At 45.8% G+C, this 26244-nt stretch carries 25 protein-coding genes and 1 riboswitch; of the genes, 18 read left to right on the top strand and 7 right to left on the bottom strand.

From position 1 onward, the window contains the following. The first annotated feature begins 23 nt into the window (after positions 1-23). Entirely contained in the window at positions 24-968 is a 945-nt protein-coding gene (locus tag J7E21_RS16015) for a 3-hydroxyacyl-CoA dehydrogenase family protein (protein ID WP_215109622.1), read from the top strand. After that, positions 965-1729, top strand: a complete 765-nt coding sequence (locus J7E21_RS16010; RefSeq protein ID WP_215109620.1) for an SDR family NAD(P)-dependent oxidoreductase — start codon at positions 965-967, stop codon at positions 1727-1729. Before J7E21_RS16015 ends, J7E21_RS16010 begins: the two co-directional genes overlap by 4 nt. A gap of 1044 nt (positions 1730-2773) precedes the next feature. Here J7E21_RS16010 and J7E21_RS16005 read toward each other — a convergent pair. Beyond that, a complete protein-coding gene (locus J7E21_RS16005; RefSeq protein ID WP_215109618.1) occupies positions 2774-4039 on the bottom strand; it encodes a dicarboxylate/amino acid:cation symporter in 1266 nt (421 codons plus the stop codon). A 178-nt stretch (positions 4040-4217) separates the two neighbouring features. On the opposite strand from J7E21_RS16005, the gene J7E21_RS16000 reads away from it, so the two are divergent. Then, complete coding sequence (locus tag J7E21_RS16000) at positions 4218-5102, top strand: TIGR01777 family oxidoreductase (protein WP_215109616.1); 885 nt, start codon at positions 4218-4220, stop codon at positions 5100-5102. A gap of 102 nt (positions 5103-5204) precedes the next feature. Further along, entirely contained in the window at positions 5205-5654 is a 450-nt protein-coding gene (locus J7E21_RS15995; protein ID WP_215109615.1) for a nucleotidyltransferase, read from the top strand. A 90-nt stretch (positions 5655-5744) separates the two neighbouring features. Here J7E21_RS15995 and J7E21_RS15990 read toward each other — a convergent pair whose 3' ends face one another. The 3 genes from J7E21_RS15990 to J7E21_RS15980 form a co-directional block, all read right to left on the bottom strand. Next, entirely contained in the window at positions 5745-6305 is a 561-nt protein-coding gene (locus J7E21_RS15990; RefSeq protein WP_215109608.1) for a hypothetical protein, read from the bottom strand. A 101-nt stretch (positions 6306-6406) separates the two neighbouring features. Continuing rightward, positions 6407-6832: a hypothetical protein gene (locus J7E21_RS15985; RefSeq protein WP_215109606.1), complete on the bottom strand. Its 426-nt coding sequence runs from the start codon at positions 6830-6832 to the stop codon at positions 6407-6409. A 128-nt stretch (positions 6833-6960) separates the two neighbouring features. After that, positions 6961-7815, bottom strand: a complete 855-nt coding sequence (locus tag J7E21_RS15980) for a CPBP family intramembrane glutamic endopeptidase (protein WP_215109604.1) — start codon at positions 7813-7815, stop codon at positions 6961-6963. A gap of 135 nt (positions 7816-7950) precedes the next feature. Here J7E21_RS15980 and J7E21_RS15975 point away from each other — a divergent pair, with 135 nt between their 5' ends. Together J7E21_RS15975 and J7E21_RS15970 are read left to right on the top strand one after the other, a co-directional pair. Continuing rightward, positions 7951-9930, top strand: coding sequence for a penicillin-binding transpeptidase domain-containing protein (locus tag J7E21_RS15975; RefSeq protein ID WP_215109602.1), 1980 nt, complete (start codon positions 7951-7953; stop codon positions 9928-9930). A 16-nt stretch (positions 9931-9946) separates the two neighbouring features. Continuing rightward, the gene (locus J7E21_RS15970; RefSeq protein ID WP_215109600.1) at positions 9947-10891 is read left to right on the top strand and encodes an Abi family protein; all 945 of its coding nucleotides are present in this window, start codon (positions 9947-9949) and stop codon (positions 10889-10891) included. Positions 10892-11183: 292 nt separating this feature from the next. Here J7E21_RS15970 and J7E21_RS15965 read toward each other — a convergent pair whose 3' ends face one another. Then, on the bottom strand, positions 11184-12368 hold the full coding sequence (locus tag J7E21_RS15965) for an MFS transporter (RefSeq protein ID WP_215109598.1): 1185 nt from the start codon (positions 12366-12368) through the stop codon (positions 11184-11186). A gap of 84 nt (positions 12369-12452) precedes the next feature. After that, a riboswitch (purine riboswitch) is annotated at positions 12453-12552 on the bottom strand. Positions 12553-12932: 380 nt separating this feature from the next. On the opposite strand from J7E21_RS15965, the gene J7E21_RS15960 reads away from it, so the two are divergent. The 4 genes from J7E21_RS15960 (at position 12933) to J7E21_RS15945 (ending at position 15110) form a co-directional block, all read left to right on the top strand. Beyond that, positions 12933-13148, top strand: coding sequence for a hypothetical protein (locus J7E21_RS15960; protein ID WP_215109596.1), 216 nt, complete (start codon positions 12933-12935; stop codon positions 13146-13148). Between the two features lie 13 nt (positions 13149-13161). Further along, entirely contained in the window at positions 13162-13368 is a 207-nt protein-coding gene (locus J7E21_RS15955) for a hypothetical protein (protein ID WP_215109594.1), read from the top strand. After that, the gene (locus J7E21_RS15950) at positions 13365-13607 is read left to right on the top strand and encodes a hypothetical protein (protein WP_215109592.1); all 243 of its coding nucleotides are present in this window, start codon (positions 13365-13367) and stop codon (positions 13605-13607) included. The genes J7E21_RS15955 and J7E21_RS15950 overlap by 4 nt, the downstream gene beginning before the upstream one ends. Before the next feature lie 210 nt (positions 13608-13817). After that, complete coding sequence (locus J7E21_RS15945; RefSeq protein ID WP_353047801.1) at positions 13818-15110, top strand: M48 family metallopeptidase; 1293 nt, start codon at positions 13818-13820, stop codon at positions 15108-15110. Between the two features lie 34 nt (positions 15111-15144). Here J7E21_RS15945 and J7E21_RS15940 read toward each other — a convergent pair whose 3' ends face one another. Next, positions 15145-15411, bottom strand: coding sequence for a hypothetical protein (locus J7E21_RS15940; protein ID WP_215109590.1), 267 nt, complete (start codon positions 15409-15411; stop codon positions 15145-15147). A 273-nt stretch (positions 15412-15684) separates the two neighbouring features. On the opposite strand from J7E21_RS15940, the gene J7E21_RS15935 reads away from it, so the two are divergent. The 4 genes from J7E21_RS15935 (at position 15685) to J7E21_RS15920 (ending at position 18903) form a co-directional block, all read left to right on the top strand. After that, on the top strand, positions 15685-16353 hold the full coding sequence (locus J7E21_RS15935; protein ID WP_215109588.1) for a DUF4352 domain-containing protein: 669 nt from the start codon (positions 15685-15687) through the stop codon (positions 16351-16353). Between the two features lie 77 nt (positions 16354-16430). Further along, a complete protein-coding gene (locus J7E21_RS15930; RefSeq protein ID WP_215109586.1) occupies positions 16431-17090 on the top strand; it encodes a hypothetical protein in 660 nt (219 codons plus the stop codon). Between the two features lie 190 nt (positions 17091-17280). Next, positions 17281-18150, top strand: coding sequence for a hypothetical protein (locus J7E21_RS15925; RefSeq protein ID WP_215109584.1), 870 nt, complete (start codon positions 17281-17283; stop codon positions 18148-18150). 93 nt (positions 18151-18243) lie between these two features. Further along, positions 18244-18903, top strand: a complete 660-nt coding sequence (locus J7E21_RS15920) for a hypothetical protein (protein WP_215109582.1) — start codon at positions 18244-18246, stop codon at positions 18901-18903. A gap of 192 nt (positions 18904-19095) precedes the next feature. On the opposite strand, the gene J7E21_RS15915 is transcribed toward J7E21_RS15920, so the two are convergent. After that, positions 19096-20589: an SNIPE associated domain-containing protein gene (locus J7E21_RS15915; protein ID WP_215109580.1), complete on the bottom strand. Its 1494-nt coding sequence runs from the start codon at positions 20587-20589 to the stop codon at positions 19096-19098. Between the two features lie 453 nt (positions 20590-21042). Here J7E21_RS15915 and J7E21_RS15910 point away from each other — a divergent pair, with 453 nt between their 5' ends. The 4 genes from J7E21_RS15910 (at position 21043) to J7E21_RS15895 (ending at position 26101) form a co-directional block, all read left to right on the top strand. Next, the gene (locus tag J7E21_RS15910; RefSeq protein WP_215109579.1) at positions 21043-22653 is read left to right on the top strand and encodes a DUF2075 domain-containing protein; all 1611 of its coding nucleotides are present in this window, start codon (positions 21043-21045) and stop codon (positions 22651-22653) included. A 144-nt stretch (positions 22654-22797) separates the two neighbouring features. Continuing rightward, on the top strand, positions 22798-23952 hold the full coding sequence (locus J7E21_RS15905; protein WP_215109577.1) for an SIR2 family protein: 1155 nt from the start codon (positions 22798-22800) through the stop codon (positions 23950-23952). Positions 23953-23957: 5 nt separating this feature from the next. Continuing rightward, positions 23958-25742 (top strand): ATP-binding protein, encoded by a 1785-nt coding sequence (locus J7E21_RS15900; protein WP_215109575.1) that lies wholly within the window; start codon positions 23958-23960, stop codon positions 25740-25742. Positions 25743-25879: 137 nt separating this feature from the next. After that, a complete protein-coding gene (locus J7E21_RS15895) occupies positions 25880-26101 on the top strand; it encodes a hypothetical protein (RefSeq protein WP_215109573.1) in 222 nt (73 codons plus the stop codon). Positions 26102-26244: the final 143 nt, after the last annotated feature.

The raw sequence follows: 26244 nt of genomic DNA, 5'->3' as shown, positions 1-26244 counted from the left end.
CCACTAGAAAAGAGGTGCGGAAGATGGAAAGACTTTCTATTTTAGGGGCAGGGACAATGGGCCATTCGATTGCGTTATCGGCCGCTTGGTCCAGCCAAGACGTAACGGTCTACGGCATTAACGATCAAGATCTCGAAAACGCCGACAAAAGCTTGGCGCATAAACTTCAAGTGATGACCGACAATGACTTATTCGATGAAAATGAAGCCAAGGACATCCGCAAACGCATCCGCTTCACGACGTCGATTGAACAAGCGGTGAAGGATGCGACGTTCATTCTAGAAGTCGTTCCGGAAGTTCTCGAACTGAAGAAAAAGCTCTACAAGCAGCTGGAAACCTTGGTCGATCCGTCGGTAGTGATCGCCAGCAACACGTCCGGCTTTAAGCCGTCGCTGTTGGCGGCGGACATGGAGCACCTGAACCGGTTCATCGTGGCGCATTTCTGGAACCCGGGGCATCTCATTCCATTGGTGGAAGTCGTCAACGGCAAACACACCGACCAAAAGACGACCGATCGCACCGTTGCGCTACTCAAGGCGATGAACAAAAAGCCGATTCTGTTAAACAAGGAATTGCCGGGCTTTATCGGCAACCGCCTGCAATACGCGCTGTTCCGTGAAGCACAGACGCTGTTGGACGCGGGCGCTGCCAGCAAAGAAGACATCGATGCTGCGGTCACCTACAGCATCGGCCGCCGCTTGCCGGTCACCGGTCCTTTGATGACGGCCGACATGGGTGGTCTCGATGTGTTCTCCGCCATTTCGAATTACCTGTTCGAGGATCTGGCGAACGACCAGCGCTCCGGGGAAACTTTAACGGGTTTGGTCGAGCAGCAGAAACTCGGCGATAAAAGCGGTGAAGGGTTTTACAGTTGGGAGCCGGAAGTTTCCGAACAGGTGAACCGCAAACGCGAACAAACATTGATCCAGTTTTTGAAAAATGATTTGGAACAGGAGGGACTCAAATGACTACATATTTTTCTGAACTCGCAGGCAAATCCGTCATCGTCACCGGCGGCAGCAGAGGCATCGGCAAAGACATCGCGCTGACATTTGCGGAACTTGGCGCAAACGTCACCATTTCCGGAAGAAACAAACAAGCACTCGGTGAAACGCTGGAACTGCTGCGGGCCCATAACCCGAAATGCATCGCCGTATCGGGCGATTTGAGCGACATCAAACAAGTGCGGCAGTTGATCGACGCTGCCGCCGCCGAATTCGGCACAATCGATGTACTGGTCAATAACGCCGGCGTTAATATCGCGAAACCCGCGATGGACGTGACGGAAGAAGACTGGGATACGGTGCTCGACTTGAATTTGAAAAGCGCCTTTTTTGCCAGCCAAGCGGCCGCAAAATACATGCTCGCACAAAACAGCGGCCGCATCATCAACATTGCCTCGCAAATGGCGTTTGTCGGCTACATTAAGCGCGCCGCGTATTGCTCCAGTAAAGGCGGCATGGTCCAGATGACCAAGGCGCTGGCGGTCGAATGGGCGAAAGGCGGCATCCGCGTCAACGCAGTTGCTCCGACATTCGTCGAAACCGAGTTCACTGAGAAGCAGTTTGCAGACAAAGCGTTCAAAGACGACGTCAACAGCCGCATCCTGCTAGACGGCCTGTCACAACCCAAAGACACATCAGGCGCCGTGCTGTATCTAGCCTCCGACCTATCGAACTTCGTCACCGGCGAAACGATCAAAGTCGACGGCGGCTGGACGGCGATTTAAGTGGACAGTTGGAATTTGTGTGGAGAAGTATCAATCGTAGTTGGAGTTTCAGCAAATTATTCGCCGCCTCGCTTTGGGTAGGCCTCCCGCAATGAGCCAGCAAAAACCTCTGTCTCACTGCATCGGCTCACCCGTCTGCGCAAGGCGGCTTTTCTTTTCCACTGACTCTAGCCAGTTTAAATGGGGCTACGTCTATATATTTCATCCACTGGTGGGGAAATCGCTTCCTTGGAGCAGGACTGTAGAAGCAATGAGTTGGAATGTGGATGTGTAAGGACAAGCTATTCGTTCAAAGCATCACGAATGGATTCGCCGCCTTGCTTTGGGTAGGCCTCTTGCAGTGAGCCAGGAAGACCAACTGTCTCACTGCTTCGGCTCACCCTTGAACGCTAGGCGGCTGTTATATTTCATTGACTCTAGCCAGTTTAAATTGGGCTGCTTCTATATATTTCATCCATTGCTGGGGAAATCGCTTCCTTGGAGCAGGACTGTAGAAGCAATGAGTTGGAATGTGGATGTGTAAGGACAAGCTATTCGTTCAAAGCATGACGAATGGATTCGCCGCCTTGCTTTGGGTTGGCCTCTTGCAGTGAGCCAGGAAGACCACCTGTCTCACTGCATCGGCTCACCCGTGAACGCTAGGCGGCTGTTATATTTCATTGACTCTAGCCAGTTTAAATTGGGCTGCTTCTATATATTTCATCCATTGCTGGGGAAATCGCTTCCTGAACAAGAAACTGATTTAGTTGGTTCAGTGGATGTCGCAAATGATTTTCACATCTCCAATTATTAAGTAGAAGTGTTCAGCATCTTTTAGGCTAACAAATAGATATCTTCCACTACGTACTAATTTGAGAGGTTGAAGAAACTTTCAACCACTCTAAAACTAGAGACGGAGCGGAAGGGGCCGACGCCCGCCCCCCGGCAAGCGTGCCCCTGAAGCGCAGTCTAATAGCGCAAGCTATTCACACGAAATGATTAGTAAATATCGATTACACCCCAGCACGAAAAAAGCCCCTCGACATCGCCGAGGGGCTTTTTCCATTATGCGCGTTCTGGTTCCATATATGCTTCTTCTGTTTCTTCCACCTCGTGCTTTTTCTCCGTTTCCGCAACCATCAATGCACAAGCCGCGTCTCCGGAAATATTGATCGCAGTACGCGACATATCAAGCAAACGGTCAATCCCGAGCACAAGCCCGATACCTTCTACCGGAAGCCCGACACTCGACAACACCATCGCGAGCATGATCAAACCGACACCCGGCACACCGGCAGTCCCGATACTCGCAAGCACCGCCGTCAACACGACCGTCAGCAACTGGCCGACCGTCAGATCCACCATGAATGCCTGTGCGATGAACATCGTCGCCGCACCTTGCATGATCGCCGTTCCGTCCATATTGATCGTCGCGCCAAGCGGTTGGACGAATGAACTGATCGACTTCGGAACCTTCAAATCACGCTGCGCCACTTCCATCGACACCGGAAGCGTCCCGGTGCTGCTCGACGTACTGAAGGCGACCGTCATGGCCGGCATAAAGGTTTTGAAAAACCAGATCGGGTTCTTTTTCGCCAAAAAGTAAACCGTGCCGCCATACGTAAACGCCGCATGAATCAACAAGGCGCCGATAACGACCAGCATATACGAGCCCATCGCCTGGATGGCGGCGAGCCCTTGTGAGCCGATCGCCGTCGCAATCAACCCGAATGTGCCATACGGAGCAAAGCGCATGACGATGCCGACAAGATACATCATCACTTCATTGCCTTCTTCTACGATGTTCAAAATGCCTGTCGTCTTGTCGCCTAGCGCCGTGAGCGCCAGCCCGACAAATACCGCGAAGACGATGATCTGGAGCATATTGCCTTCAGTCATCGCTTCGAGCGGGTTTTTCGGAATGATATTGAGCAGCGTATCGGCGATCGTCGGCGCATCGTCCGGGCTGTACGTCGCGGCGTCGATATCAAAATCGCCCGCTGAACCCGGTTGGACGAGCGCTGATAAGCTGAGCCCGATGGTGATTGCAATCGTTGTTGTCACTAGGAAATAACCGATTGTCTTCATTCCGATGCGGCCAAGTTTTGCCGGATCGCCAAGACCTGCCGTACCGAGAACGATCGACAAGAACACGAGCGGCACGACCAGCATGCTGATGAGTGCGAGGAAAATCTGCCCAAGCGGCACGAAGACGAAAGGATTCACTACTGCGAATACGTCCGGTGCAAATAAATTTAAAAGAAGTCCTGTAAGAGCACCTAAGATCAAAGCGCTGATCACTTTAAATGTTAAACCTTTCTTTTTCTTCAATCGGTCCACCCGCTTTCTTCATTAAAGGAAATGTATAAAAATAAGTGTACTCGATATGCAGGAAAAGCGATAGTTTCAACAGACCCCTCTGCTTGGGAAGAGATTTCCTAAAAAACTGCAACTATTCCCGCAGTCCCGACGTCTTAGATGATACAATCACGGTGAAATGAGGTAAAAAATGGGCAAGAAAGCAGTTATCGCAGGCGGTACAGGGTTTATCGGTTCGTATTTAAAAGAAAAATACGAGCGTCTCGGCTACCGGGTGTATATTATATCCAGACAAAACGGCGATATACAGTGGAGCGATGAGCAAGGCATCAGGAGAGTTCTTGACGGGGCGAAACTGCTCATCAACCTGGCCGGGAAATCGGTGAATTGCCGCTATACGGAAGCGAACAAACGCGAGATTTTCAACTCCCGCACCGAGACGACCGAAACGCTCGGCCGTGCGATCGAAAACTGCAGCCAGCCCCCTGAGTTATGGATCAACGCCAGCACGGCGACCATTTACCGCCACGCCGAAGACCGCCCGATGACAGAAACCGGCGGGGAGATCGGCCACGGATTTTCCGTGGAAGTCGCAAAGGCGTGGGAACGCAGTTTGTTTTCATTCGATCTGCCGAACACGCGGCAAGTGGCGCTTCGAATCGCCGTCGTGCTCGGGGACGGCGGCGTCATGGAACCGTACCGCAATCTCGTCAAATACCGGCTCGGCGAAAAGCAAGGCAACGGCCGCCAAATGTTCAGCTGGATCCATATCGAAGACTTGTACCGAACAATGCGCTTTATGCAGCACCGCGATGAACTCGAAGGGGTTTTCAACGCTGCAGCCCCGGCCCCCGTCACCAATAAGGAATGGATGAAAGCGCTGCGGGAATCGATGAACCGCCGCACCGGGCTGCCGGCTGCCAAATGGATGCTGAAAACAGGAGCGGTGCTGCTGGGCACCGAAGCGGAACTGATCCTGAAAAGCCGCTGGGTTGTGCCGGAACGTCTAGAGCGTGAAGGGTTCCATTTCCGCTATCCTTTACTTGGATCCGCGTTAACGGACTTAAATAGTTGATTACTATGCAGTCATTCCTGGAATTGGGGTGTCTGTATTTTTATGCGTGAACTATGGCGGGTTGCGGTATGCTAGAGAGAAAAAGTGTTGGGGGAATAGCGGATGAAAGAGCGGATGGAGGCGGTTGAGGCGGCCGCATTATTTATAGAGAAAAGTTTTCCGGATTGCCGGGGAGCACTGCTTGCAGAAGGACCGGAAGCGTGGACTTTAGAGACGATCCGGATGAAGCGCTATTTCATCACCGACGTTTTGGACGATTTACGGGGCAGTGAAGACCGGAGGGAGCGGCTGTTTTGCGTCAATGCACTTTCCGATTTAGTGAGCGAATTCATCTTGCGCACCGAACGGAAATGGATCGGTTCGTCCAAGTGGGTCATCCGCTCACTGCAAGCACATGACCCGAAACTCGCCGAGGAATTTGTCGAAGTGTTCGACCTGTTTTACAAAAACGATGAAACGGAACCCGTAATTGCGTTTGTCGATCGGGTGTTGGAGCCGTTCGGCGGCCGTCTGTTCGAAGGCTTCTCGATCGGAAAAGCGGGGAAACTGTAAACAAGAAAAAACTGCTCTATTGTACAATCGACCTCAAAAAAGCCGTCAACTTGCAGATTCCCACTGCAGTTGACGGCTTTTTTTCTTTTATTAATACAACTCAAGCAAATGCAATTCCTGCCCGTTTTCATCCAGCAGCTGAAGCGGAAGCGGGCGGTCTTCCGGTACATTTTCGATAAACCAGACGGCTTTGTCGGCGAGTCCGGATTGCGCTAACAGGTCTTTTGGAAAGCGTTCATCGAGCGGCAATTGATCGGTAGGCATCCCGCCGATATGGACGCTGCGTCCATCCGCGGCGTCGAACAAGCCGAAGATAAATCCGTCGCCATCACTCATATAGCTGTCGATCCGGTCCGCGTTATCCAGTGCGGGAATCGTACTTTCGCTCTTTGTTTCCATACGCCAGCCGAACCACGTTTCGGTCGCGGTCGCAGCCCCAAAGCTGTTTTCACCGCGTATAAAGAAAAACAGCGCACGGCCATTCAGCTCATAAACCGGTGTCAGCACGATGTCCTCGTCGCTGTCTTTCACCGCTTGTTCGGCCGAGTCGACGCTGTCCGAGGTTTGCACGAGAGCGATAATCAACACGGCCGCCAACACCAGGCCAATCAGCACGAGCATGCGTTTTTGAATGATGTTTTTTAAGGCCATGGACAATTCCCCTTCCATTATACGATATTTCCATTATACGGTATTTCCATCACCCCTGGGAAATGAAAAAAACGCCTGGCTCATAAGCCCAGGCGTTTTTTTCAGTCTTTTTCCGTGAAAAACGTAATGACCGCAAACAGTGCGAATGCCAACAGCAAGATCGAGCCGCCGGCGATAAAGAAAATCAACACGAAGGTGTCATTCATATTGAACGGATTCAAATTATAAAACCACATGCCTGTCGTCAAGCCGATCGCCCCGACAATGGCGAGAATGCCGTGAGCCGTGACGAGCTTTTTGTATTTCACCGTATACAGGCGGTAGAAAATGCCCCAGGCGAACACCGATAGCCAGCCGACGAGCAGGATGTGGGCGTGGATCGGGCGCAAGGCGTAATCCATCGTCCCCGCCATTTGCGAGCCCATGTATGTGCCGATAAAGCCGAAAATGGCCGCCACTTGGATCAAGCGCAAACTCCACGCCTTCTCGAGTTTGTTGTTCAGTTGTTTCTCTGTTGTGCTGTTCATGAAAATCCTCCTATAGCTTGGGCAGCGCGAAACCAAAATTGCACGCCCAGTTGATCGTATATTCATCATAACGCGTGAACATGAATTCCATATGAACGCAGCGTGACAGATCATCGACAATTTGCCCGTTACTGGAACTCCCGTTCAGTAACGGGGGCTTCGGCTGCGCGCTCGGTGATTTTTTCATGGACCCCTTTGGCGAGCCGGTAAATGATCCACGCCGTCAGGAGCGCACTAACGGTCAGCACGATGACATTGGCGAGCGCTTTGTTTTGGATATCCGCTGTGGTCGACACGACAAACCAGTCGATGGCGGCAAACCAGCCGACCGGCACGTATATCGACAGGGCGGCCAGCGCGTTATTGAGCATGTGGAACAAAATCGGCAACAGCAAATTGCCGGTGCGCAAATACAGCAGCGACGCGATGATGCCGAACAAAAACGAGCCGACAAAGTCGAGATGCAAAATGCCGAACAACAAGCTCGAAAATAAAATCCCGCCCCACATCGACGTCTTCGCGGCAAAGCGCGTCAAAAAAACGCCGCGGAAGACGAATTCCTCGACGACCGGTGCTAACACGATGAGCGTCACTAGCATCGACAGTTCATAGCCGAGCCCGCCCGGCATCTCACCAGGCTCGAGCAGCAGTTCCGCAAACAACGGAAACACCGGGTAGAGGACGGCCAACTGCAGCCAAAACATCGTCAGCGAAAACGCGATCGACACGAGCACCATGCCGGCGATGAGGGGAAGCCACGGTTTGACGCCTTTTATCGTGATGACTTCACTGAACGACCAATCGGGGTTTTTGCTCCAATAATAATGAAAGAAAAAGTACGGTACGACAATATAAAAGGCAAACTGCACCGCGATTTCGGTCGCGACCGGGTCGGCACCGATCAGCGTAAAGATGAGCGCCGTCGCGAGAACGCCGAGTATGGAAAACAGAATCAAATAGCGCGATTTCATTTCAGCGAACATAAAGCGCCCTCCTTTTCTACTATAAGTATACGGAATAGAGCGGGATTTGTTTCAACTGGATTGAAATTTCCGTATTGAAGGCATGCATTTAAGGGTAAGATGGTAGAAAAGGCGATTGAGACGGAGGGATGCACAATGGGGAAAGGGAAGCTGTGGATAGCAGGAGTCGGGGTCATCATGCTCGCTGCCTGTTCGGACGAGGAAGCGGAGCCGGCCGTGCCGGAAGAGCTGCAAGCGGAAACCGTGGCGTCACCAGAGCCGCGCGCACAACAATTCGTCGAGCTGTGGCAAGCGGGTGAATACGAAACGCTGTACGAGGAATTTTTGACGGAATCTGCCAAACGAGCATATGGCGAGGAAACCTTCATCGACTGGCAGCAGGAACTCGATGAACAACTGGCGCTATCGAACCGCCAAGTGGACTGGGACATGGCAAGCGACGAATGGCCGACAGAACAGCCAGCGGATTTTCCGTTCACCGTGACGACAGATAGCGTCGTCGGCGAAGTCACATTCGACAACACGATGAGCTTTGTCTATGAGGAAACCGAAGAACAAGGCGAATGGTTCGCGGAATGGGACCCGTCGTTCATCTTGCCGAATCTATCCAAAGGCGATAACATTTCCGTCCAGATCAGCGACACCGAGCGCGGCGAAATCGTCGACCGCAACGGCAGCGTCGTCGCCGGCAATACGGAAGCTTACGAAATCGGCGTCGTGCCGGGGAACTTCGACCGGCAAAACCAAACCACGCGGATCGCCGAATTGTTGGATATGACGCCAGAAGAAATCGATGAAGAGCTCGATAAGCCGTGGGTACAGCCACATTATTACGTGCCGCTCGCAACCATCCACCCGGACCGCGACACGCTTAACCGGCTGTTCGCGATTCCCGGAACGAAACGCACGAAAGTGACGCTGCGCGAGTATCCGTACGGCGAATCGATGGCGCATTTGACCGGCTATGTCGCACCGATCACCGCCGAACAACTCGAAGAGCGCAGCGGGCAAGGCTATAACCCGGACGCCATAGTCGGCCGTGAAGGCTTAGAAGCCATTTTCGAAACCGAACTGCGCGGCGAACGCGGCGGCAAGATCTTCATTGAAAAGACGCGTGAAAACGACACGATCACCGCCATCGACAATTCTTCAGCGGCCGGCGAGACGGTCACGCTGACGATCGACGCCGACTTGCAGCAGCAAGTATACCGCGAAATGGACGGGGAGCCGGGCACTGCAGCGGCAGTCGACCCATATAGCGGCGAGACGCATGTACTGGTCAGTTCGCCGAGCTTTAACCCGAACGATTTTATCCCAGGTATTAAAGACAGCGTCTACCGGGAACTGGCGGACGACCCGGGTGAGCCGTTCTTTAACCGCTCGGCTGCCACTTATCCGCCGTCGCACATTATGCAGCCGCTTAGTGCAGCTGTCGCGATCAAGCAAGGGACGCTCGATCCGGGGGCAGGCATCGACATCACCGGCGAGACATGGCAGAAATTCCCGTCGTGGAACGATTTCCGCATCACGCGTCCCAACCCCGGCGTCAGCAACCCCATCGACTTGGAAAAAGCGATTGTCCATTCCGATAGCATTTATTTCGCCATCCAAGCGACCAATATGCCGGACGACACATTCCGTGAAGGCTTGAACGAGCTCGGCTTCGGCGAGGCTTTTGATTATCCGCTGCCGCTGAGTGCGTCACAGATTTCGGAGAGCGGCGAGTTCGGCTCAGAAGGCCAAGTCGCCAGTTCCGCAAATGGCGAAGGCCAAGTACGGACGAACATCCTTCACACCGCACTCATGTATGGTGCGTTTTTGGCAGACGGCGAGATGAAAAAGCCGATCTTATTCCCGGACGCTGAACAACAAACCTTGAAGCAAGAACTCATCAGCGCCGAGCAAGCGGAACTTATGCGCACCATCCTCACAGAAGCCGGAGCACAAGAAGGCCATGGCTACGCCGGCAAAACCGCAACGCTACCGGCAGACGGCGGCGACATGGGCTGGTTCGCCGGCTATGACCCGATCGACGGCAATTTGTCAGCGGCGGTCATGATGGAAGACGAACGCCATGTCCGGGACGTCGTCGACCGGCTGTTCGGCAATGACTAAACGGGGGGATGTGGACATGAAAAGCTTTGCGACGCATGACGAACAGCTCGCCATATTAAAAAGCCGCGGACTCACAATAGACGACGAAGCGGCCGCCAAACGCGTCTTGTCGCGCGATAATTATTACGCGCTCATCGACGGCTATAAAGAACCGTTTCTCGAGCGGAGCGAGGCGAGAAATCCGTACGGCGAAGAGCTGTACGAAAAGGGCACCCGTTTCGTCCACATACTCGCGTTGTATCAGTTTGACCGCAAACTGCGGCTGCTGTTGCTCGGGGAGCTGTTGAAATTCGAACGCAGCATCAAATCCAAGCTGGCGTACCGCTTTTCCGAACGCTTTCCGGATGTCGATAGCTTTTTGGAAACCGCCAACTACAGCGCGGATGAAAGCCATTTTCACGAACGCGACCGCATCACAGCGACATTGAACAATTTGATCGAAAGCCATAAAAAGCGCCACCGCGTGCGCTATCCCGAACTGCGGGAATTCTACGAAAAACATAAGAACCTCCCGCTGTGGGTGTTGATCAATTACCTGTCGCTCGGCCAGGTCACCAACTTCTATACGGTCATCGACACAGACTTGCGCACGCGCATCGCACAGGATTTCGCGGACGACACCGGCGAGCGCCGGATTCTGTTGAGCGCGAAAGAACTCGACGAGATTTTGTCGATCACGTTTCCGTTTCGCAACAAAGCGGCGCACGAGGAAGTGCTGTATCCGTTCCGGCTTCGGTCACCGCTGGAACTATCGCGGCTGGAAAGCCAGCTGCATCAGGAAAAAGGCAGCGTCACGCGCGGCACGACCTGCTCTCTCATCAAATTATTGAAAGCCGTGTCGCCGCCGGATGAACATGAAACGTTCACGCGGGAACTCCTGGAGTTGATCCGCGAGCTCGAAGAAGCGTTGCCGGAAGCTCCGTACGTACGAGTTATGAGTGAAGCGGGATTCCGCGAATAAAAAAGAGCTGTCCCAGAAAGTCATGGAAATGACATTTCAGGACAGCTCTTTTTTATTTTTATATTGGTTGCTGATGTCCATTGCAGCGGACGCTTTCCTGAGGGCTCGCATTGAGCCGCTTCGTCGCTGTCGCTCCTGCAGGGTCTCAATTGTCTCGCTAATCCTCCCGGAGTCGCCGCTTCCATTCCCATCAGCTCGTGGGTGAAGGTATTAAAAAAGTCATCCACGTCAATAAAGTTTATCCATTTCAGCAGAAGCTTCTTGTTTACAGGATTACCCTACTCATATTGCGTTATAGGCTTTGTGATTTCTGGTATCCTCGGACGCTCCCTGAAACGACTGGGCGCGTCAGTGAAAACACTGCGCAGCCGAGTGCGACCAGTACGATGACGGCGCCGACCCATGCGGTGCTCGTGACCGAGCCAGTTTGAGTCAAGGTGAATCCGCCGATGGCAGAACCGAGTGCGATGCCGATTTGCAGCGCCGAGTTATTAAAGCTTTGCTGGATATCAGAAGTCTCGGGATCGGTTTCGATCAAATAGCTTTGCTGAGGCGGGGCGAGGCTCCAGCTCAGTGCGGCCCAGATAACCATAGCCGGCAAGAAGACGATGAGTGAAAATGTGGTGAACGGAAGCAGGAACAACACGACCGCAAACAACGAGATGACGATCAAAATGCTTTTTTTCGAACCGATTGAATCGGACATCGTGCCGCCGATTGCGCCACCGCTCACTGCCGCGATGCCGAATATTAGATAACAGACGCTGACCCAGAACGGATCCAGCTGCAAATTTGTCTCGAGAAACGGCGTGAAATACGCATAAACCGTATAATGCCCGGCGAGCATGAACATCGTCGCCAGATGCGCCGTGCCGATTTTGGCACTGGCGACGGCTTTCACTTGCTGCTTGAGCGGAACTGATGTGCCTCCAGGAATCGGCTGAATATACAGCGCGATCAACATCATCGAGCCGACCGACAAGGTGGCGATGGCGAGGAAAATGACGCGCCAGCCGAACGCGTCGGCGATCAAAATGCCGAGCGGAACGCCGAGTACGAGCGAGGAGCTGATTCCCATAAAGATCAGGCCGATCGCTTTGGCCCGGTAAGGCGGCTCGACGATTTTCGCGGCGATGGTCAAAGACAACACGACGATGAGCGCCGTGCTCGCCGCGGTAATGATGCGCGCGATGACCATCCACGTAAAGTCCGGGCTGAAATAGGTCATGATGTTGCCGAGGAAAAAGATGAACAGGGAAATCAAATAGACCTTCTTGCGTTCGAACCGGCTAGTCGCGACCAATAACACAGGGCCGGCGATTGCATAGATCAACGCGAACAGGGTGATCAATTGCCCGGCTGCACTTAATGTGACGTCGAACTCCTCGGCAATGGTCGGCAAAATGCCGCCGACGATGAGTTCGACGAGGCCTACAGCGACCGTGGCTAGGGCTAAAATATACACTTTCAAATTCATTTTCGTACGCTTCCTTTCGTGAGTAAACTAAAAAAGGCTCTAAAGGTCTTTGTGAGAAAACACAAAAAAATCCTGATTACAAAAAACGAACGAGTCGTTTTCTGTAATCAGGATTTTGCGGTTCCTGGTAGAGACCCTTAAGCCGTATTCTTAAGGTTATACAGATTCTATAGATGGAGATTGCTTTTCAAAAGCTTACTACAGGAATTCGATTTGCGCAAGCAAAAATTAGCTAGACGTCAGACCTTTTATCACGAAATTAATATTTAATTATATAATTTGAACAATGAAATTTGCCTGCAGATATTCCGCAAAACCGCTACGCTTTCCTGCGGGCGAGCGCCAAGCCTCCTCAGTCGCTTCGCGCCTTGCGGGGTCTCGGCTGTCTCGCTTTCCCGCGGGAGTCTCCGCAGTTTTGCTCCATATCTTTTAAATGTAATAAGAAACTAATATTGTTGCTACTATAGTTTGAAGTGTCTTCCATGTTTCTTTAAATCAAAATATAGCGTGTTTCCAAGCAGTCACTCAGGGTAGAGTTTAAGAGAAGCTAGGAGGAGAATGGAAATGAACAAACGAGTGAAGAATACCTTAATAGGAACGCTTATGTATGGTGTTATCGCCTATCTAGTTACGTATATCTTGAATAGGGAGCCGGTGTGGAATTTGGTGATCGGTATGACCATTGCTGGATTTCTAGCCTATGGATTTATTCTGCCTCGCATAGAGAAGAAACGATTGGAGGAAAACAAGGGTACAATGAAGAGCGAAACGAAGAGTTAGGAGTGGAAGTGATATGAACAAACGATTCACATACGCGCTGCTGGTGGCGCTTGTTTACGGCGTCATCATAGCAATTTTAAGTTATGTTATGGGCGGACAAGTAAACTGGAATTCCGTCATCGGCTCGGCCATCGCCGGATTTATTTTGTTCGCGTTTGTCTGGAAGTCTCGAGAGAACAAGCGGCTGGCGAAACAGCAGCAAGAGGAGGGACGCATATGACTTGGGCGCAGATAAAGCAACTATTGACCGAACCGATCATTTCAAAGGAAAAGGATCCGCTCATCACCATCCCGCTTGGCATCCTCGCTGCCTGGATCGGCATCACGGTGTACCAACGGACCGGCATGTCTTATGCTGAATACATACTATGGCTCATCCCGGTTGCGGTGGTTTTTTCGGGCTTGTACATCTTGCTGATCTTGTTGCTGAAAAAGAACCGAATGAAAAAGGAAAAATGAATCACGGAAAAAAGCGTCGATCTCCAGCAGATCGGCGCTTTTTGGTCTGCTAATGAGTTTTCGGCAGTGTGCTAATAACGGCCACATATGAACACAATCTAGAGCATCAAAAGTTAAAATAAAAAATTTACAAATCACTCCAAAAACTTATTCTCGATTTGGGTACTACGTGCTATTATATGTAAGATATTCCAAATTGAGAGGGAGTAAATGATGAACCAGAACCAGATTCAATCAAACAGAGAGACCGTGTATTTTGTCATTAGCCTGATTTTCAGCATTCTTATTTACATACTAGTAGCCGTATCGGTCATCGGTATCGCCATCGCTTTAACTGTTTTTGCCTTTTTACTGTTCGCAAATGTCGTCATGCTCGGATCGATCCGCGGCAACGGCGTGCGGATCCACGAGCGCCAATTTCCCGATGTCTACGAGCGCGTGCAGACTTTAGCTGCGCAAATGGAATTGAAAAAAGTGCCGGATGTTTTTGTCATCCAATCCGAAGGGGCGCTCAATGCCTTTGCGACGCGCTTTATCGGGCGCGACATGGTCGTCTTGTATTCCGAAGTGTTTGAACTGGCGCGCGAGCAAGGCCGAGACGAGCTCGATTTCATCATCGCCCATGAACTGGCGCACGTAAAACGCCGCCACGTGTGGAAAAACTTATTGATCTTGCCGGCCGGGTTTATCCCGTTTCTCAGCACGGCGTACAGCCGCTCATGTGAATACACATGCGACCGCCACGCAGCTTACACCATCCAAAATGCCTCAGCCGCGAAACGCGCATTGACGCTGCTCGGCATCGGCAAGAAAACCTATCTCGAAGTGAACGAAGACGCCTACCGCGAACAAATCGCCACTGAATCCAACGCCATCGTCTGGTTGAGTGAAGTGTTGTCGACGCATCCGCGTTTGCCAAAGCGCATTCAAGCGATCGAACAATTCGCACATGGCGACGTGACATTCTACCAACCGAAAAACGGCCGGATCATTCTGGGCGCTTCGCTATTAGCGGGCGTGATGATTGCCGCGTATGTCGGAACCATCGTATTGTTCACGGCAGGCGCCGCATTTGCCGGACCGTTTTTGACGGAATTTGAGGACGCGTTTTACGACGAAATGTATACCATAGAAGGCGAAACGCCGCTGATGGCAGCTGCCGGTGAAGGAGACCTAGCCGGAGTCGAACAAGTACTCGCTGATGGCGAAGACATTCACGCGAAGGATGCTGAAGGGGCGGATGCGTTGATGTACGCCATGTACTCGGGCGATGCGGACATTATTAACGCTTTGCTGGACGCCGGAGCGGACGTCAATACAGTTGATGATTACTCCACTGTATTGGCGATGGCCGTTATGTACGGCGAATACGATAGTGCCAAACTGCTGTTGGAAAACGGTGCAGACCCAACACTGGAAGGTCCGGGAGGCTTTAGCGCTATTGACGAAATGGGCGCTGAGTCTGAAGAAGAGTTTATGGAGATGCTCGAACAGGGATACTGATAGCCATTTATGAATTAGAAAGAAGCGTCGATCTCTAACAGATCGACGCTTCTTTCATGTCCACGCTGCCGTCCTCACCGTCGACATGGTCGATGCCCCACTCACAATTCCCTTCGTTTTCCCACTCGACCTCATAACGACCCCATTTATATTCGATGGAAATGACCTCTGCGTTTCCGAATGAATTTGTATGTAGTTCTTCAACGATGCCGATCGCTTGTTGTTCGGTGATTTGTGGTTCTTGCATGCAACCGGTTAGGAAGATTAATAAGAACAATGCGAGTAAATTGAACCGTTTCATGGAGTTCACCTCTTTGGAAGATAGACGGAGAAATGCTAATGAAAGTTACGCAGCCAGAAAGTCGTATTTCCTGAATATCCTCATAAGTTGTAATCTTCCTGTAAAAAGAAAGTGATTCCAATGAAATAAACCGTAAAATTGGAAATAAAATATTTCATCTAGTATAATTTTCCATTAACAATGTAACATTTATCGATCATTCCGATGACTAAGAGAAGACATAACATGACATCTCCAATCGGCGGACACCACAAAAAGAGGAGGACGACAAGGATGATTAAAAAATGGTTTGCAGCAGGAACGATCGGTGCAGCATTAACACTCGGCGCTTGCGGTTCGGACACGACCGAAGTCAACGAGGAATCTGAACAGACCACTGCTTCTGGTGAAGTGGAAGAAACTGAAGAAGAAGCCGGCGAAGCGGAAGAAGAACCGACAGAGGAAGAGGCAACTGAAGAAGCCGAAACCGAAGAAACAGAAGCCGGCAAACGATCCACTCCGGTAGCGGTAGGGGAGACACACGTAGTGGATATTGTCATATACGACAATGACTCCAATGATTACGAAGGCAAAGCGGAAATCACCGTTAATTCAGTGACGCGCGGCGAAGAGGCGTGGCAGGAAATCCACAGCACCAATGAGTTTAACGAAGAACCGGCAGAAGGCCATGAATACTTGATGGCCGACGTGACGGCAACTTTGCTCGAAGCGGAGACGGAAGATTATGCCTGGTTCTTGAGCTCGATGAACTTCAACTTTATCGGCAGCGACGGCTCGCCGTATGAATGGACCTCGGTAGTTGTCGAACCTGAACTGTCAGGTGAGATTTATGCAGGCGGCACATTGGAAGGCAAGATAACCAATATGGTGAAAACCGATGACTCTGTATTGCTGGTCTTTGAAGACGGCAATTGGGATAACGTCTTTTTCGCTACAGAATAAGAGCCGCTCGCAACTTTAAGCTATATGACTAATGAAACCGGGCTAAGAAATTAGTCGCGGAATAGAAAGGGATTTTTATGAAAAAATTTGGATTGATACTAGCCGCGAGCGGACTCGCATTGGCTGCTTGCTCAAGCGACAGCGAACCGGACACGGAAACAGAAACGGTGGAAGACGCAGGAAGCGCAAAAGAAACGATGACCGATGCGGAGGAATCAGAAGACGGGGAGTCTGCGAAAGAAGGCGGTATCAGTGTCGACGAAGGCCTGTTCGATGTCGAAGTGACCATCCCGCCGGCCTTCTTTGACGGAGAAGACCCAGAACAAATCGCAGCAAATGTCGATAACGCAGAACAAGCGACCGTCAACGATGATGGCTCCATCACTTACAAAATGTCGAAATCCCAGCACGAGGAAATGATGGCAGAAGTCGCAACGACTGTGGAAGAAGCGAAAGATAGCATTACAGAGTCCGGCGACTTCGCATCCATTCAAGCAATCGAAACTTCCGATAACTATGACCGCTTCACCGTCCAAGTCGACCGCGAAGCATACGAAAACAGCTTTGACGGCTTTGCGACCATCACATTAGGCGTGGTCGGTTCTTTGTATCAATTATTTAGCGGAGAAGATCCGGACAGCTATGAAGTCAATATCGATATGGAAGACGCGGAAACAGGAGAAGTGTTCAATACGATTACTTACCCGGAAGCGTTGGAAGAGATGGGTGAGGAATAGCGTAAAGGAATTCAAAAAAACTCGCAGCAATTGCGAGTTTTTTCTTTTGTCTTCATAAGAGGTGTGAATAGATGCGAAATATTCAAACAATGATAAAATATAGATACAAGAATTTACAAGAAATGAAATTTCTTCACATTTTGCGCTTTCTAATTGGTTAGCTTTTAGAAAAATAAATTGGAGGGAAAATATGGCCAAAATATTTGATGTAATCTATAGACGTACTGAGGAAGAGCCGGAAGTAATTAGTTTAGGGGATATTACACCGAAGAATTACCGCAATAAATACCGCGGAAACTTGTTTTGCAGCACACCAAACTGTACCGCTATGATTAGTTTTGTAGCCCGTTCAGGGAAAAAGAGTTATTTGCGGGCTTGGAGAGGACATCAACATGAAGAGCATTGCACTTACTATAAAGACAAAGTTACTGGGAGTACGAGTGTGCCTACATCCGGTGATTTCTTCGCACCGCTATCTGAAAAGCATATGTTGAAATCGTTAAAAGATGCTTTTACTCAAGAAACCATGACAGATGAACAAAGAGAAGAAGAGCGGCAAAAAAATGAATCACGAAATCGTAAAAGACAAACTCAGGCCACTAAAAAATCTGAACAAGAATCATTTGATTTTATAATCGATCCAGCTGATGCGGAGAAAGTAAAGGCGGGTGTACAAAGCCGGCTGTGGAAAAGAACAGTAGATGCTTTAACAAGTAGAGATATTGGGAAGACTAGGACTATAATTGGTGAGTTTGTAGAAGCTGACCTTACAAGTTCCCGCCCAAAAATCCGAATTCACAGAAATGAAGTTTATGGCAATTTATTATTTGAAGAAGCTTTCTTTTCTGAATCAGAAGAGTTAAGAAATCAATTAGCTTTGGTTGCTCAATATGCAAAGGATTTTGAACCGCCACTTTTAGTAGTAGTGGGACAAGTGAGAGCACCCAACAAGAACGAAGAATTCGAAATTGCATTATTTAACCCAACAGCGTTCTTAGTACAAGGGCGATCATTGAACGCATTGGCTATAGCTTACTCGACTAAACAACTAAGTTTTTAATAAAATACAGAAAAATATTTTATAAAAGCCGTTAGCTAAGCTATCGGCTTTTGATTTTTACGTATAATAGTCAGCTTATGTAAGGGGGAACTTATGAAGAAAAATTTTTATTTTTGGTCAGCGTGGCTACTACTAATAACAATGATATTGTTAATTTTTTGGATGTACCAAAATACTTTTAATTTCAGTGAAATTATAGACTTAAAAACAATACTTCAAGTGCTCGGTACTTTCTTAGGCGCAATGATTGGTGCGAAAATGGCAGGACAATACGCAGTTAAAGCCGTTAAAGAGCAAATAAGTTATGAAGAAAGTAAAAGGGAGAGCGAATATGATCAATACTATAACTATGCAGTGCGTCATTATAAAAAGCTATTAAACCCAATTTACGAACTGGTTCAAGAATTAGAAAATCAAAACCGTCAAGACTTGAAGGATGAAAGAGTTTTAAAAGATGTAGTCTTTAGTCTGCAATATGACATTAATAAAGAAGAAATAATTAAAAAAGAGTTAAGCCGGGTCGATAAGTCGAAATTAAAGACACGGGACTTAGAACTTTTAGAAGCTGCGGAAAAAGTATATAACTCCGTCATTAGTACAAAAAGATCTTGCTTTGAATTTATTCATAAGCCGTATTTTTTTAATGAAGGAAACATGAGTATGTTTTATCTTCATAGAGAAAGCGAAATTGAATTATCAAAAAGACTTGGAAGTAAATTGAAGGAGCTTGAAGAAAGAAAAATTGTTGGATGAAACCTCAACCGATTTGTAAAGGATAAAAATCAAAGTTTTTTTGAAGTCAACAACGAAATAGAAGATATCAAGAGAAGGGGGCGTTCAATACAAACATTAATCCTGAAGCAATGGAAGAAGAATAGGATAATTCCAAACAAAAAGGCCAGCAACTACGCAGGCCTTTTTGTACTCTCTATTTACAGATTAAACTCAGTTTGCCACTTTTATCAAAGTCTTGTCGAGCATAAGAGTTTCTCTATAATGTTCGGCTTCTGCCAGTTTAGTGAACTCGACAACCTTGTTATGGTTTTGAATCACAACATCAGATATTTCTTCGAGTGATACTCTGAAGAATTCCTTGCGTTCATTTACTTTGTTCAAGCGTCTGTGATGGAAAGCCTTATGCAATGCATTCTCCAATGTCGGTGCATCTTCTGAGAAAATCATGGCATGGACATCGAAAATGAATGGAACCGATGCATCACCAAGTTCCTTCACGCGGTCCAACGGTTCAAGGCGGCGCGTCATGCCGATTTTATAAACGTATTCTCCGAAAGATCCGATGTTTGAGATGATGTAGACATATCCGGCACGTGTATTTTGTTCACGGTTAAGCACATCTTCTTTGTCTTTTTCGACAAGAGCCAGCTTCGCTTCCAGTTCCAGGATCTTATGTTGGATAGCAGCTCTCTCTTCAACAGAAGAGGAGTCAAGGCGCAGTTTCAAAGAGCTGATTTCCTGCATAAAATGTGTTTCTTCTTTCTCAATTTTCTTCTTGAGTGCCTCAATTTCTTTCAAGGCTTTTTGTTCTTCACGCATTTCTTCTTTGATTCTGCGCTGCTCTTCGCGCTCTTCTTCTTTAATCAGTTCGTACTCATAGGCAAGATGAAGCTCGGCTAGTTTTAATTCTAGGTATTCCCCTTTAATTTCGATCTTGTTTTTCGCATTCATTTTATTCAATTTCGTGTACGAGCCACGGATTCGCTTTTCAATAGAATCTATATTATTGAATTTGGCTTTTGAGATTGCGTTGTCGCAATCGGTATTGAAAGAGTAGATGGTCATTTTGATGTTTTCATTATTCATTTTACGGCCTTCAGTTTTACTGCCGCTCAGTGTCCAATCATCAGAATGATGGGTCGCTTGCTTTTCCTTAGCCAATTGCTTTTGTTTATTGCGTATATGTTCCAAGCGTTGTTTATAAACTTGTGAGTTTTCAAGGTTGTATTTTGGTGTGTAGAAACCGAACTCCTGGTTAAGGATTTCATCATCTAGAACGATGATTTCCGAATGTTTCTGTTCTATTTCTTTTTTCAATACGGTGATTTGCTCACCTAAATGAACCTGATCTCTAGCTAACTTGTCTATATTGTTCTGTTCTTTATTAGTTGCTTCGCGCATTGCATCCAAGTCTTCAGCGACTTTCAGCTTTTCTATTAACTTGTCTTTTTTCATTTCCAACTCTGCGAGCGTCTTTTCCTTATCAACAGTGAGTATCTGTATGCTTTTTTGAATCGATTCTTTTTGTTCATTCAATATTAACAGATCCCCAAAACCACTATCAGCCCATTGTTGTTGATGCTTCGCTTCTTCTTTCTGTCTTTGAATCGTTAAAACAATCGCCATAATCAACGGCACAACCAAATACCATTGCGAAAACATTAACCCGATAAACCACAAAGAATAATACCATTTAACCTTCATCAAAAAGCCTCCTTATACTTATTTAAATCCCTAAATTAACCAACTGATAAGTATATTATACCTTTTAAAATCAGATATAAGGTGTTTATTTCTAAATTAAAGCAAGAGTGGACAAATGAATGAAAAGAAATACCACTGATAAAGCTTTCAAAAAAGGCAGGCCATTTATATGGCACCGAAAATTTGTCTATTCAAGTCGTTAGACTAAAAATCCATTACCTATTGTAGCAATATTGCAAAAAGTATCCTTATATTAGTTAAATAATGCTAAACTGAAATTAAGTAATAGATAGGATTTTACAACTATAGAAGATAGCAGACAGACGTATGTTTATCTTAAAAACTGTGCCACGGAGAAGATGAGCCGCTTTATTCTTTCGGATATTGACTGTCCTACCGCTACAGGAATAAATTCAAGTATATTAATTGTCAGCAAAGAGAGGCTACATAATTATGGGGATAACAAAACTAAAAACTTGGGACTTTAATAAATCCACATTGGAAAGTATTAAGAACGATCATTACTTTGATTATCCAGTTGTTTATTTTCTCAACAACAATACAACGGTCTATATCGGGGAAACGGTAGCCTTTAAAAATCGCATGAAGGCTCATTTGAATAATATCGAGAGAAAGAAATTAGAGAAAATGACGCTCATCATCCACGAAGAATTTCACCGGTCGGCTACATACAATATCGAAACCAAGCTCATCAATTATTTCCTGGGCGATGATCGCTACAAGCTGCAGAACAAGAGCCAGACAGCGCAAAGTGTCACGCACAACTACCACAACAAGGAATTCTACGATAAAGAGGTTTTCAAGGATATATGGGATGAACTATTGAAAAGGAGAATGGTAAATAACCCTGCTCACGTAATTGAAAACAGGGACATCTTCAAACTTTCTCCTTTTAAAGAGCTGACGATGACGCAACTCGAGCTTAAGACCAAAATTATAGAAGTGTGTGAAGAGCATATTCATGACGAGGAAACCTTTGTATTCATGGTGAAGGGCGAAGCCGGCGTAGGAAAGAGCGTGGTCCTCAGTTCCGTATTCAATAGCATCCAGGAGCTCGCGGCTGATAAGAATTCCAATCTTCATCAGACAAAGAATTACTTGCTCGTCAATCATTCGGAGATGCTGAAAACGTACAAAAACATCGCTGCCAATGTAAAGTTCCTTAAAAAGAATAACTTTGATAAGCCTACAAGTTTCATTAACAAACAGAAGAAAGCGGCAGAAAAAGCGGACATTGTCTTGGTCGACGAAGCGCATTTATTGCTGAGCAGAGCGGATGCTTTTAATGGGTTCAATGAAGACAATCAATTGGAAGAAATCATTAAGCACAGCAAAGTCGTCATCGTAGTCTACGATGAAAAACAAGTCTTAAAGCTGAAAAGCTATTGGGACGAGGAGCGGTTGAAGAGTGTCGTGCCGGACCATCAAACCGAAAAGCCCTATATTTTAAAAGAGCAGTTCCGCATGAATGCTGGAGACGATGTGATCAACTGGATCGATAATTTTGTAGAAAAGCGAATTTTGAAGTTACCAAGAGATAAACAATATGATTTTCAAATATTCGATTCTGCCAAAGACATGCACGATGCCATAGTGGAAAAGGATAAGGTACATGGACTCTCAAGAGTGGTCTCGACATTCGACTATGAACATAAGAAGGATGGCGAGCAATATTACATTAGAGAAGGCAGCCTTGAAATCCCATGGAATTCAACCGATGCCAAAAAAACATGGGCAGAAGAGCGGGATACGATTAAAGAAGCGGGATCTATCTATACGATTCAAGGCTTTGATCTGAATTATGTAGGAGTAATATTGGGGCCATCAGTTACTTATGATGAGCAAAATGATTGCTTGAAGATTATTACTGAGAAATATAGTGATACTGAAGCATTTAGAGGAAAAGATGGAATTGAGGATGTTGATAAAGCGAAAGAACAGATCATACTGAATTCCATTAATGTTTTGATGAAGAGAGGTATAAAGGGGCTTTATGTTTTTGCTAGTGATGAGGATTTGAGAATGCGTCTCTTGGGAATTTAACAGAGAAATATATTTTCCGTTCCAGCGAGAAATGGTCTGTGAAATGAAGTTTAAATATTTAAGCAGAAACCAGGAATATCATGAAATACACTACTTTTTTGGGGAAGTGTAGCGATTATGAATGTTAAAAAGGGGAGTTAGAAATTGAACTTTTTAAAAAAATATGAAGAAGTACAGCAACATCTAGATTCTCACTATCAAAATTGGCTTTTTGGAGCAGGCATTAGCTTCGAATCAAATATTCCTTTAATGATTCCATTGACTAAAAAAATAACTGCAGATTTAAAAGACAAGGAATTGAGAAAGATTTATATAGCAATACAAAAATTGCTGCCTCAAGATGCTCACATCGAATATATATTAAGTCAAATAGGAGACTTAATAGCCATTATAGAAAGGTCTTACTCTGAAGAAATTAAGATTAATAATTTTGTTTATACACTTGAAGGGTTAAGTAAATTATATAAAGCAATTATTGAAAGAATTAGTCATATTGTGAGATATGGCTATAAATCAAGCGACCCATCAATAGAAGGATCTATTCAAAACCCTATAGTGACAGTGAACTTCCATCAAGAATTTGTAAAAGCATTATTTAAAAGAAGCTCGGACTTACATCAAAGGAAAAAAGTGAATTTTTTTACAACTAATTACGATACTCTTTTAGAAGATGCTCTTTCTTTAGAGAAAAAACTAGTAATTGACGGTTTTTCTGGAAGTGCAATAGGATTTTGGGATCCTACTTCTTACAAAAAAAATACTAATAATAATGAGTATCATGTTTATAAACTACATGGTTCAATAGATTGGTTTAACGATCCTAGTTACGGACTTATTAGAACACGCTATGGAACAAATTATCTCTCTGAATTATCAAATGTACTAATTTATCCTCAGGCAACAAAATATGTAGAAACACAAAAAGATCCATTCGCTACTTTGTTTAATGCATTTAGAGAACAATTACGTTCAATAAATCAAAATGTATTGTGTGTATGTGGTTATAGTTTTGGCGATAACCATATAAATAATGAGATTGAAGGAATATTATTTTCACCAAATAACAATATGACGTTAATCATTTTTATAAAAGAAATATGGAATCAAGAACATAACGATACTTCTCTATCTCCAATTTTGCATAAATGGTTATCCAATTCTGCAATTAGCGATAGAATTTTCGTTCTTACTGAAAAAGGAATTTATAATGACGGCCTAGCTGCATATAGAAACAAAGATAAAGAATATGATTGGTGGAGTTTTAACGGATTAATAAAACTTTTAAAAGAGGAAGAGTGATTTATATGTTCCAAGTTATAAAGGATTTAAGAATTGGGCAAGTCATTGAAGTTTCTGGGACACGAATTACTATTGAAATTGATGCTGAACTATCAAGCTTGTCAAGAACATATAAAGGGAAAGTATATTCAATCGGTCAAATAGGTAGTACCCTTAAAATTCATTTTGGAAGAGTTATATTATTTGCCAATGTAGCAATGTTAAGAATGAAGTCAGAATTAAACTTTGATGGAAATAATATATCCTTAAATAGTGACTCAAGGATAATAGAAGCTGATTTAATTGGCCAGGGAAGTTTTAATGGTGGCTATTTAGATTTTACGAGGGGTGTTGAAGTATATCCTCTTCCTCAACAATCTGCATTCTTAATGACTGAAGCTGAACTGAACTTATTATATACGGGAGCAGAAAAAACAATTGAGAGTGAAAAAAGCCCTTTAGTTCCAATCGGTACATATAGTGGTACTAACCAAATATGTAGGGCAGATATAAATAAATTGTTTGGAAATCATAGTGCGATTTTAGGTTCAACAGGATCTGGAAAGTCCGGGACAGTGGCTTCAATATTGCACTCTTTAATAAAGCATGGAAAGGGAGTTCTTAATCCTAGAATTATTATGATTGATCCACACAATGAATATGGGAAAGCATTTGCAAATGATTCATTAACATACAGAGCCTACAGTGGTAGCAATGATCAAGAGAATCCATATTTAGAAATTAAGTTACCTTACTGGCTTATGACTAGCGATGAGTTTAGATCATTAGTCATCGGAAAGACCGAACATGAAGCAACTACCCTCAATAATATTGTTTATGATGCCATAACTTATGCTCGTATGGTTTGTGCAGGTGTGGTTAATAGATTAGAAGATGATGCAGTAGGGGGGGCTATTCCAACGCTATGCGACGGGAAAACAGAAGAAGACAGAATTAATTTCGATAGAGATAAACCAACTCCATTCAAATTATCGGATTTTAAATTACATATCGATAAAGTACAAGGAAGAAAGTTGGGCCTTGAAGCAAATCTTTCTCAAACAGGCGGGAGAGATAGAGTCGAAAGTATTTTAAAAAAGCTAAGATTGCTTGTAGCTAACCCACAGCTAAAATTCATGTTGGATGAGTGGAAGGACGATTCGATTAGCTTGCCTAAAGTTCTATCCCAACTAGTTGGAAAAAATGGTGAAGAAGACAAAAATATAAAAATAATTGATATTTCAGGGTTGCCTAACGAAGTAGCAGGTCTTTTGACCGCATTAATTGCTCGATTAATCTTTCAATATAAATTTTGGCAAAGTAGAAGTGAGAGAGAAAAAGATCCAGTTTTATTAATATTTGAAGAAGCTCATAGATATGTTCCGAATAACGGTGATGCGCAATACAAAGAAGCTCAATCTGCCATTAGAAGGATTGCTAAAGAAGGGAGGAAATACGGGTTAGGACTAATGCTAGTTTCTCAAAGACCGTCGGATGTTGAAAAGACTGTATTATCACAATGCAATTCTTGGATAATTATGAGGTTAACTAATTCTGTAGACCAACAATATGTCTCAAGTTTTATTCCGGATAATTTAAGCAGCTTAACAAAACTATTACCTTCATTGATTAGAAGAGAGGCAATCTTTGTAGGCGAGGCTTCTGCTATTCCAAGTCGAATAAAAATTGCAACATTGGAAGAACATCAAATTCCAGCTTCAGCAGACATTGATTTTATGAAAGGATGGACAAGTCAGTTGCTAGAAGAATATGAAATAAAGAATACTCTTAATAGATGGATAAGCTGTTAAAGAGGGATAGGATACTGAATTATAGGAACTTAAAAAGCAATGATAAATCAGTAATCAAGAACTTTCTTGTTAAGCTTTCTTTTGGCAATACAAAGGCTAAATAGAATATGAAACTATAAATTAACGGGGGAAAAAAATTGAAAGATTATCAAGCAAGGGGATATATTTTTGAGTCAATAGTATGGAAGTTGATGGAGAAACATGGTTATATTGATGTTAAAATTGCTACTTTAAGAGGCAGAGGTGCTTGTCATCAAATTGATTCCTATGGAGTCTTAAAAATACCTACCCCCTTTATTTATCCTATAAGGTTACTATCTGAGGCAAAGTGCTATAGTAATCCAATACAATTGAGTTAATTTCATAATTCCGAGCCCTTGCGGCTCTAAGTGTGTAACGCCAAGAAAATAGAGCACCTCCCCAAATCCTGTATAATGGTAGTCACCACAACAAACCAAATCAGGAGGGAAAGCGCTCTATGCCTATTATAAGACAAGATAAC

Origin of the sequence: Planococcus sp. ISL-109, assembly GCF_018613655.1 — a bacterium.
GTDB lineage: Bacteria > Bacillota > Bacilli > Bacillales_A > Planococcaceae > Planococcus.
This window is presented reverse-complemented; position numbering and strand designations above follow the sequence as displayed.

Coding starts and splice junctions, on each gene's coding strand:
- J7E21_RS16015 (WP_215109622.1), top strand. CDS start 24: ATGGAAAGACTTTCTATTTTAGGGGCAGGGACAATGGGCCATTCGATT.
- J7E21_RS16010 (WP_215109620.1), top strand. CDS start 965: ATGACTACATATTTTTCTGAACTCGCAGGCAAATCCGTCATCGTCACC.
- J7E21_RS16000 (WP_215109616.1), top strand. CDS start 4,218: ATGGGCAAGAAAGCAGTTATCGCAGGCGGTACAGGGTTTATCGGTTCG.
- J7E21_RS15995 (WP_215109615.1), top strand. CDS start 5,205: ATGAAAGAGCGGATGGAGGCGGTTGAGGCGGCCGCATTATTTATAGAG.
- J7E21_RS15990 (WP_215109608.1), bottom strand. CDS start 6,305: ATGGCCTTAAAAAACATCATTCAAAAACGCATGCTCGTGCTGATTGGC.
- J7E21_RS15985 (WP_215109606.1), bottom strand. CDS start 6,832: ATGAACAGCACAACAGAGAAACAACTGAACAACAAACTCGAGAAGGCG.
- J7E21_RS15980 (WP_215109604.1), bottom strand. CDS start 7,815: ATGTTCGCTGAAATGAAATCGCGCTATTTGATTCTGTTTTCCATACTC.
- J7E21_RS15975 (WP_215109602.1), top strand. CDS start 7,951: ATGGGGAAAGGGAAGCTGTGGATAGCAGGAGTCGGGGTCATCATGCTC.
- J7E21_RS15970 (WP_215109600.1), top strand. CDS start 9,947: ATGAAAAGCTTTGCGACGCATGACGAACAGCTCGCCATATTAAAAAGC.
- J7E21_RS15965 (WP_215109598.1), bottom strand. CDS start 12,368: ATGAATTTGAAAGTGTATATTTTAGCCCTAGCCACGGTCGCTGTAGGC.
- J7E21_RS15960 (WP_215109596.1), top strand. CDS start 12,933: ATGAACAAACGAGTGAAGAATACCTTAATAGGAACGCTTATGTATGGT.
- J7E21_RS15955 (WP_215109594.1), top strand. CDS start 13,162: ATGAACAAACGATTCACATACGCGCTGCTGGTGGCGCTTGTTTACGGC.
- J7E21_RS15950 (WP_215109592.1), top strand. CDS start 13,365: ATGACTTGGGCGCAGATAAAGCAACTATTGACCGAACCGATCATTTCA.
- J7E21_RS15945 (WP_353047801.1), top strand. CDS start 13,818: ATGATGAACCAGAACCAGATTCAATCAAACAGAGAGACCGTGTATTTT.
- J7E21_RS15940 (WP_215109590.1), bottom strand. CDS start 15,411: ATGAAACGGTTCAATTTACTCGCATTGTTCTTATTAATCTTCCTAACC.
- J7E21_RS15935 (WP_215109588.1), top strand. CDS start 15,685: ATGATTAAAAAATGGTTTGCAGCAGGAACGATCGGTGCAGCATTAACA.
- J7E21_RS15930 (WP_215109586.1), top strand. CDS start 16,431: ATGAAAAAATTTGGATTGATACTAGCCGCGAGCGGACTCGCATTGGCT.
- J7E21_RS15925 (WP_215109584.1), top strand. CDS start 17,281: ATGGCCAAAATATTTGATGTAATCTATAGACGTACTGAGGAAGAGCCG.
- J7E21_RS15920 (WP_215109582.1), top strand. CDS start 18,244: ATGAAGAAAAATTTTTATTTTTGGTCAGCGTGGCTACTACTAATAACA.
- J7E21_RS15915 (WP_215109580.1), bottom strand. CDS start 20,589: ATGAAGGTTAAATGGTATTATTCTTTGTGGTTTATCGGGTTAATGTTT.
- J7E21_RS15910 (WP_215109579.1), top strand. CDS start 21,043: ATGGGGATAACAAAACTAAAAACTTGGGACTTTAATAAATCCACATTG.
- J7E21_RS15900 (WP_215109575.1), top strand. CDS start 23,958: ATGTTCCAAGTTATAAAGGATTTAAGAATTGGGCAAGTCATTGAAGTT.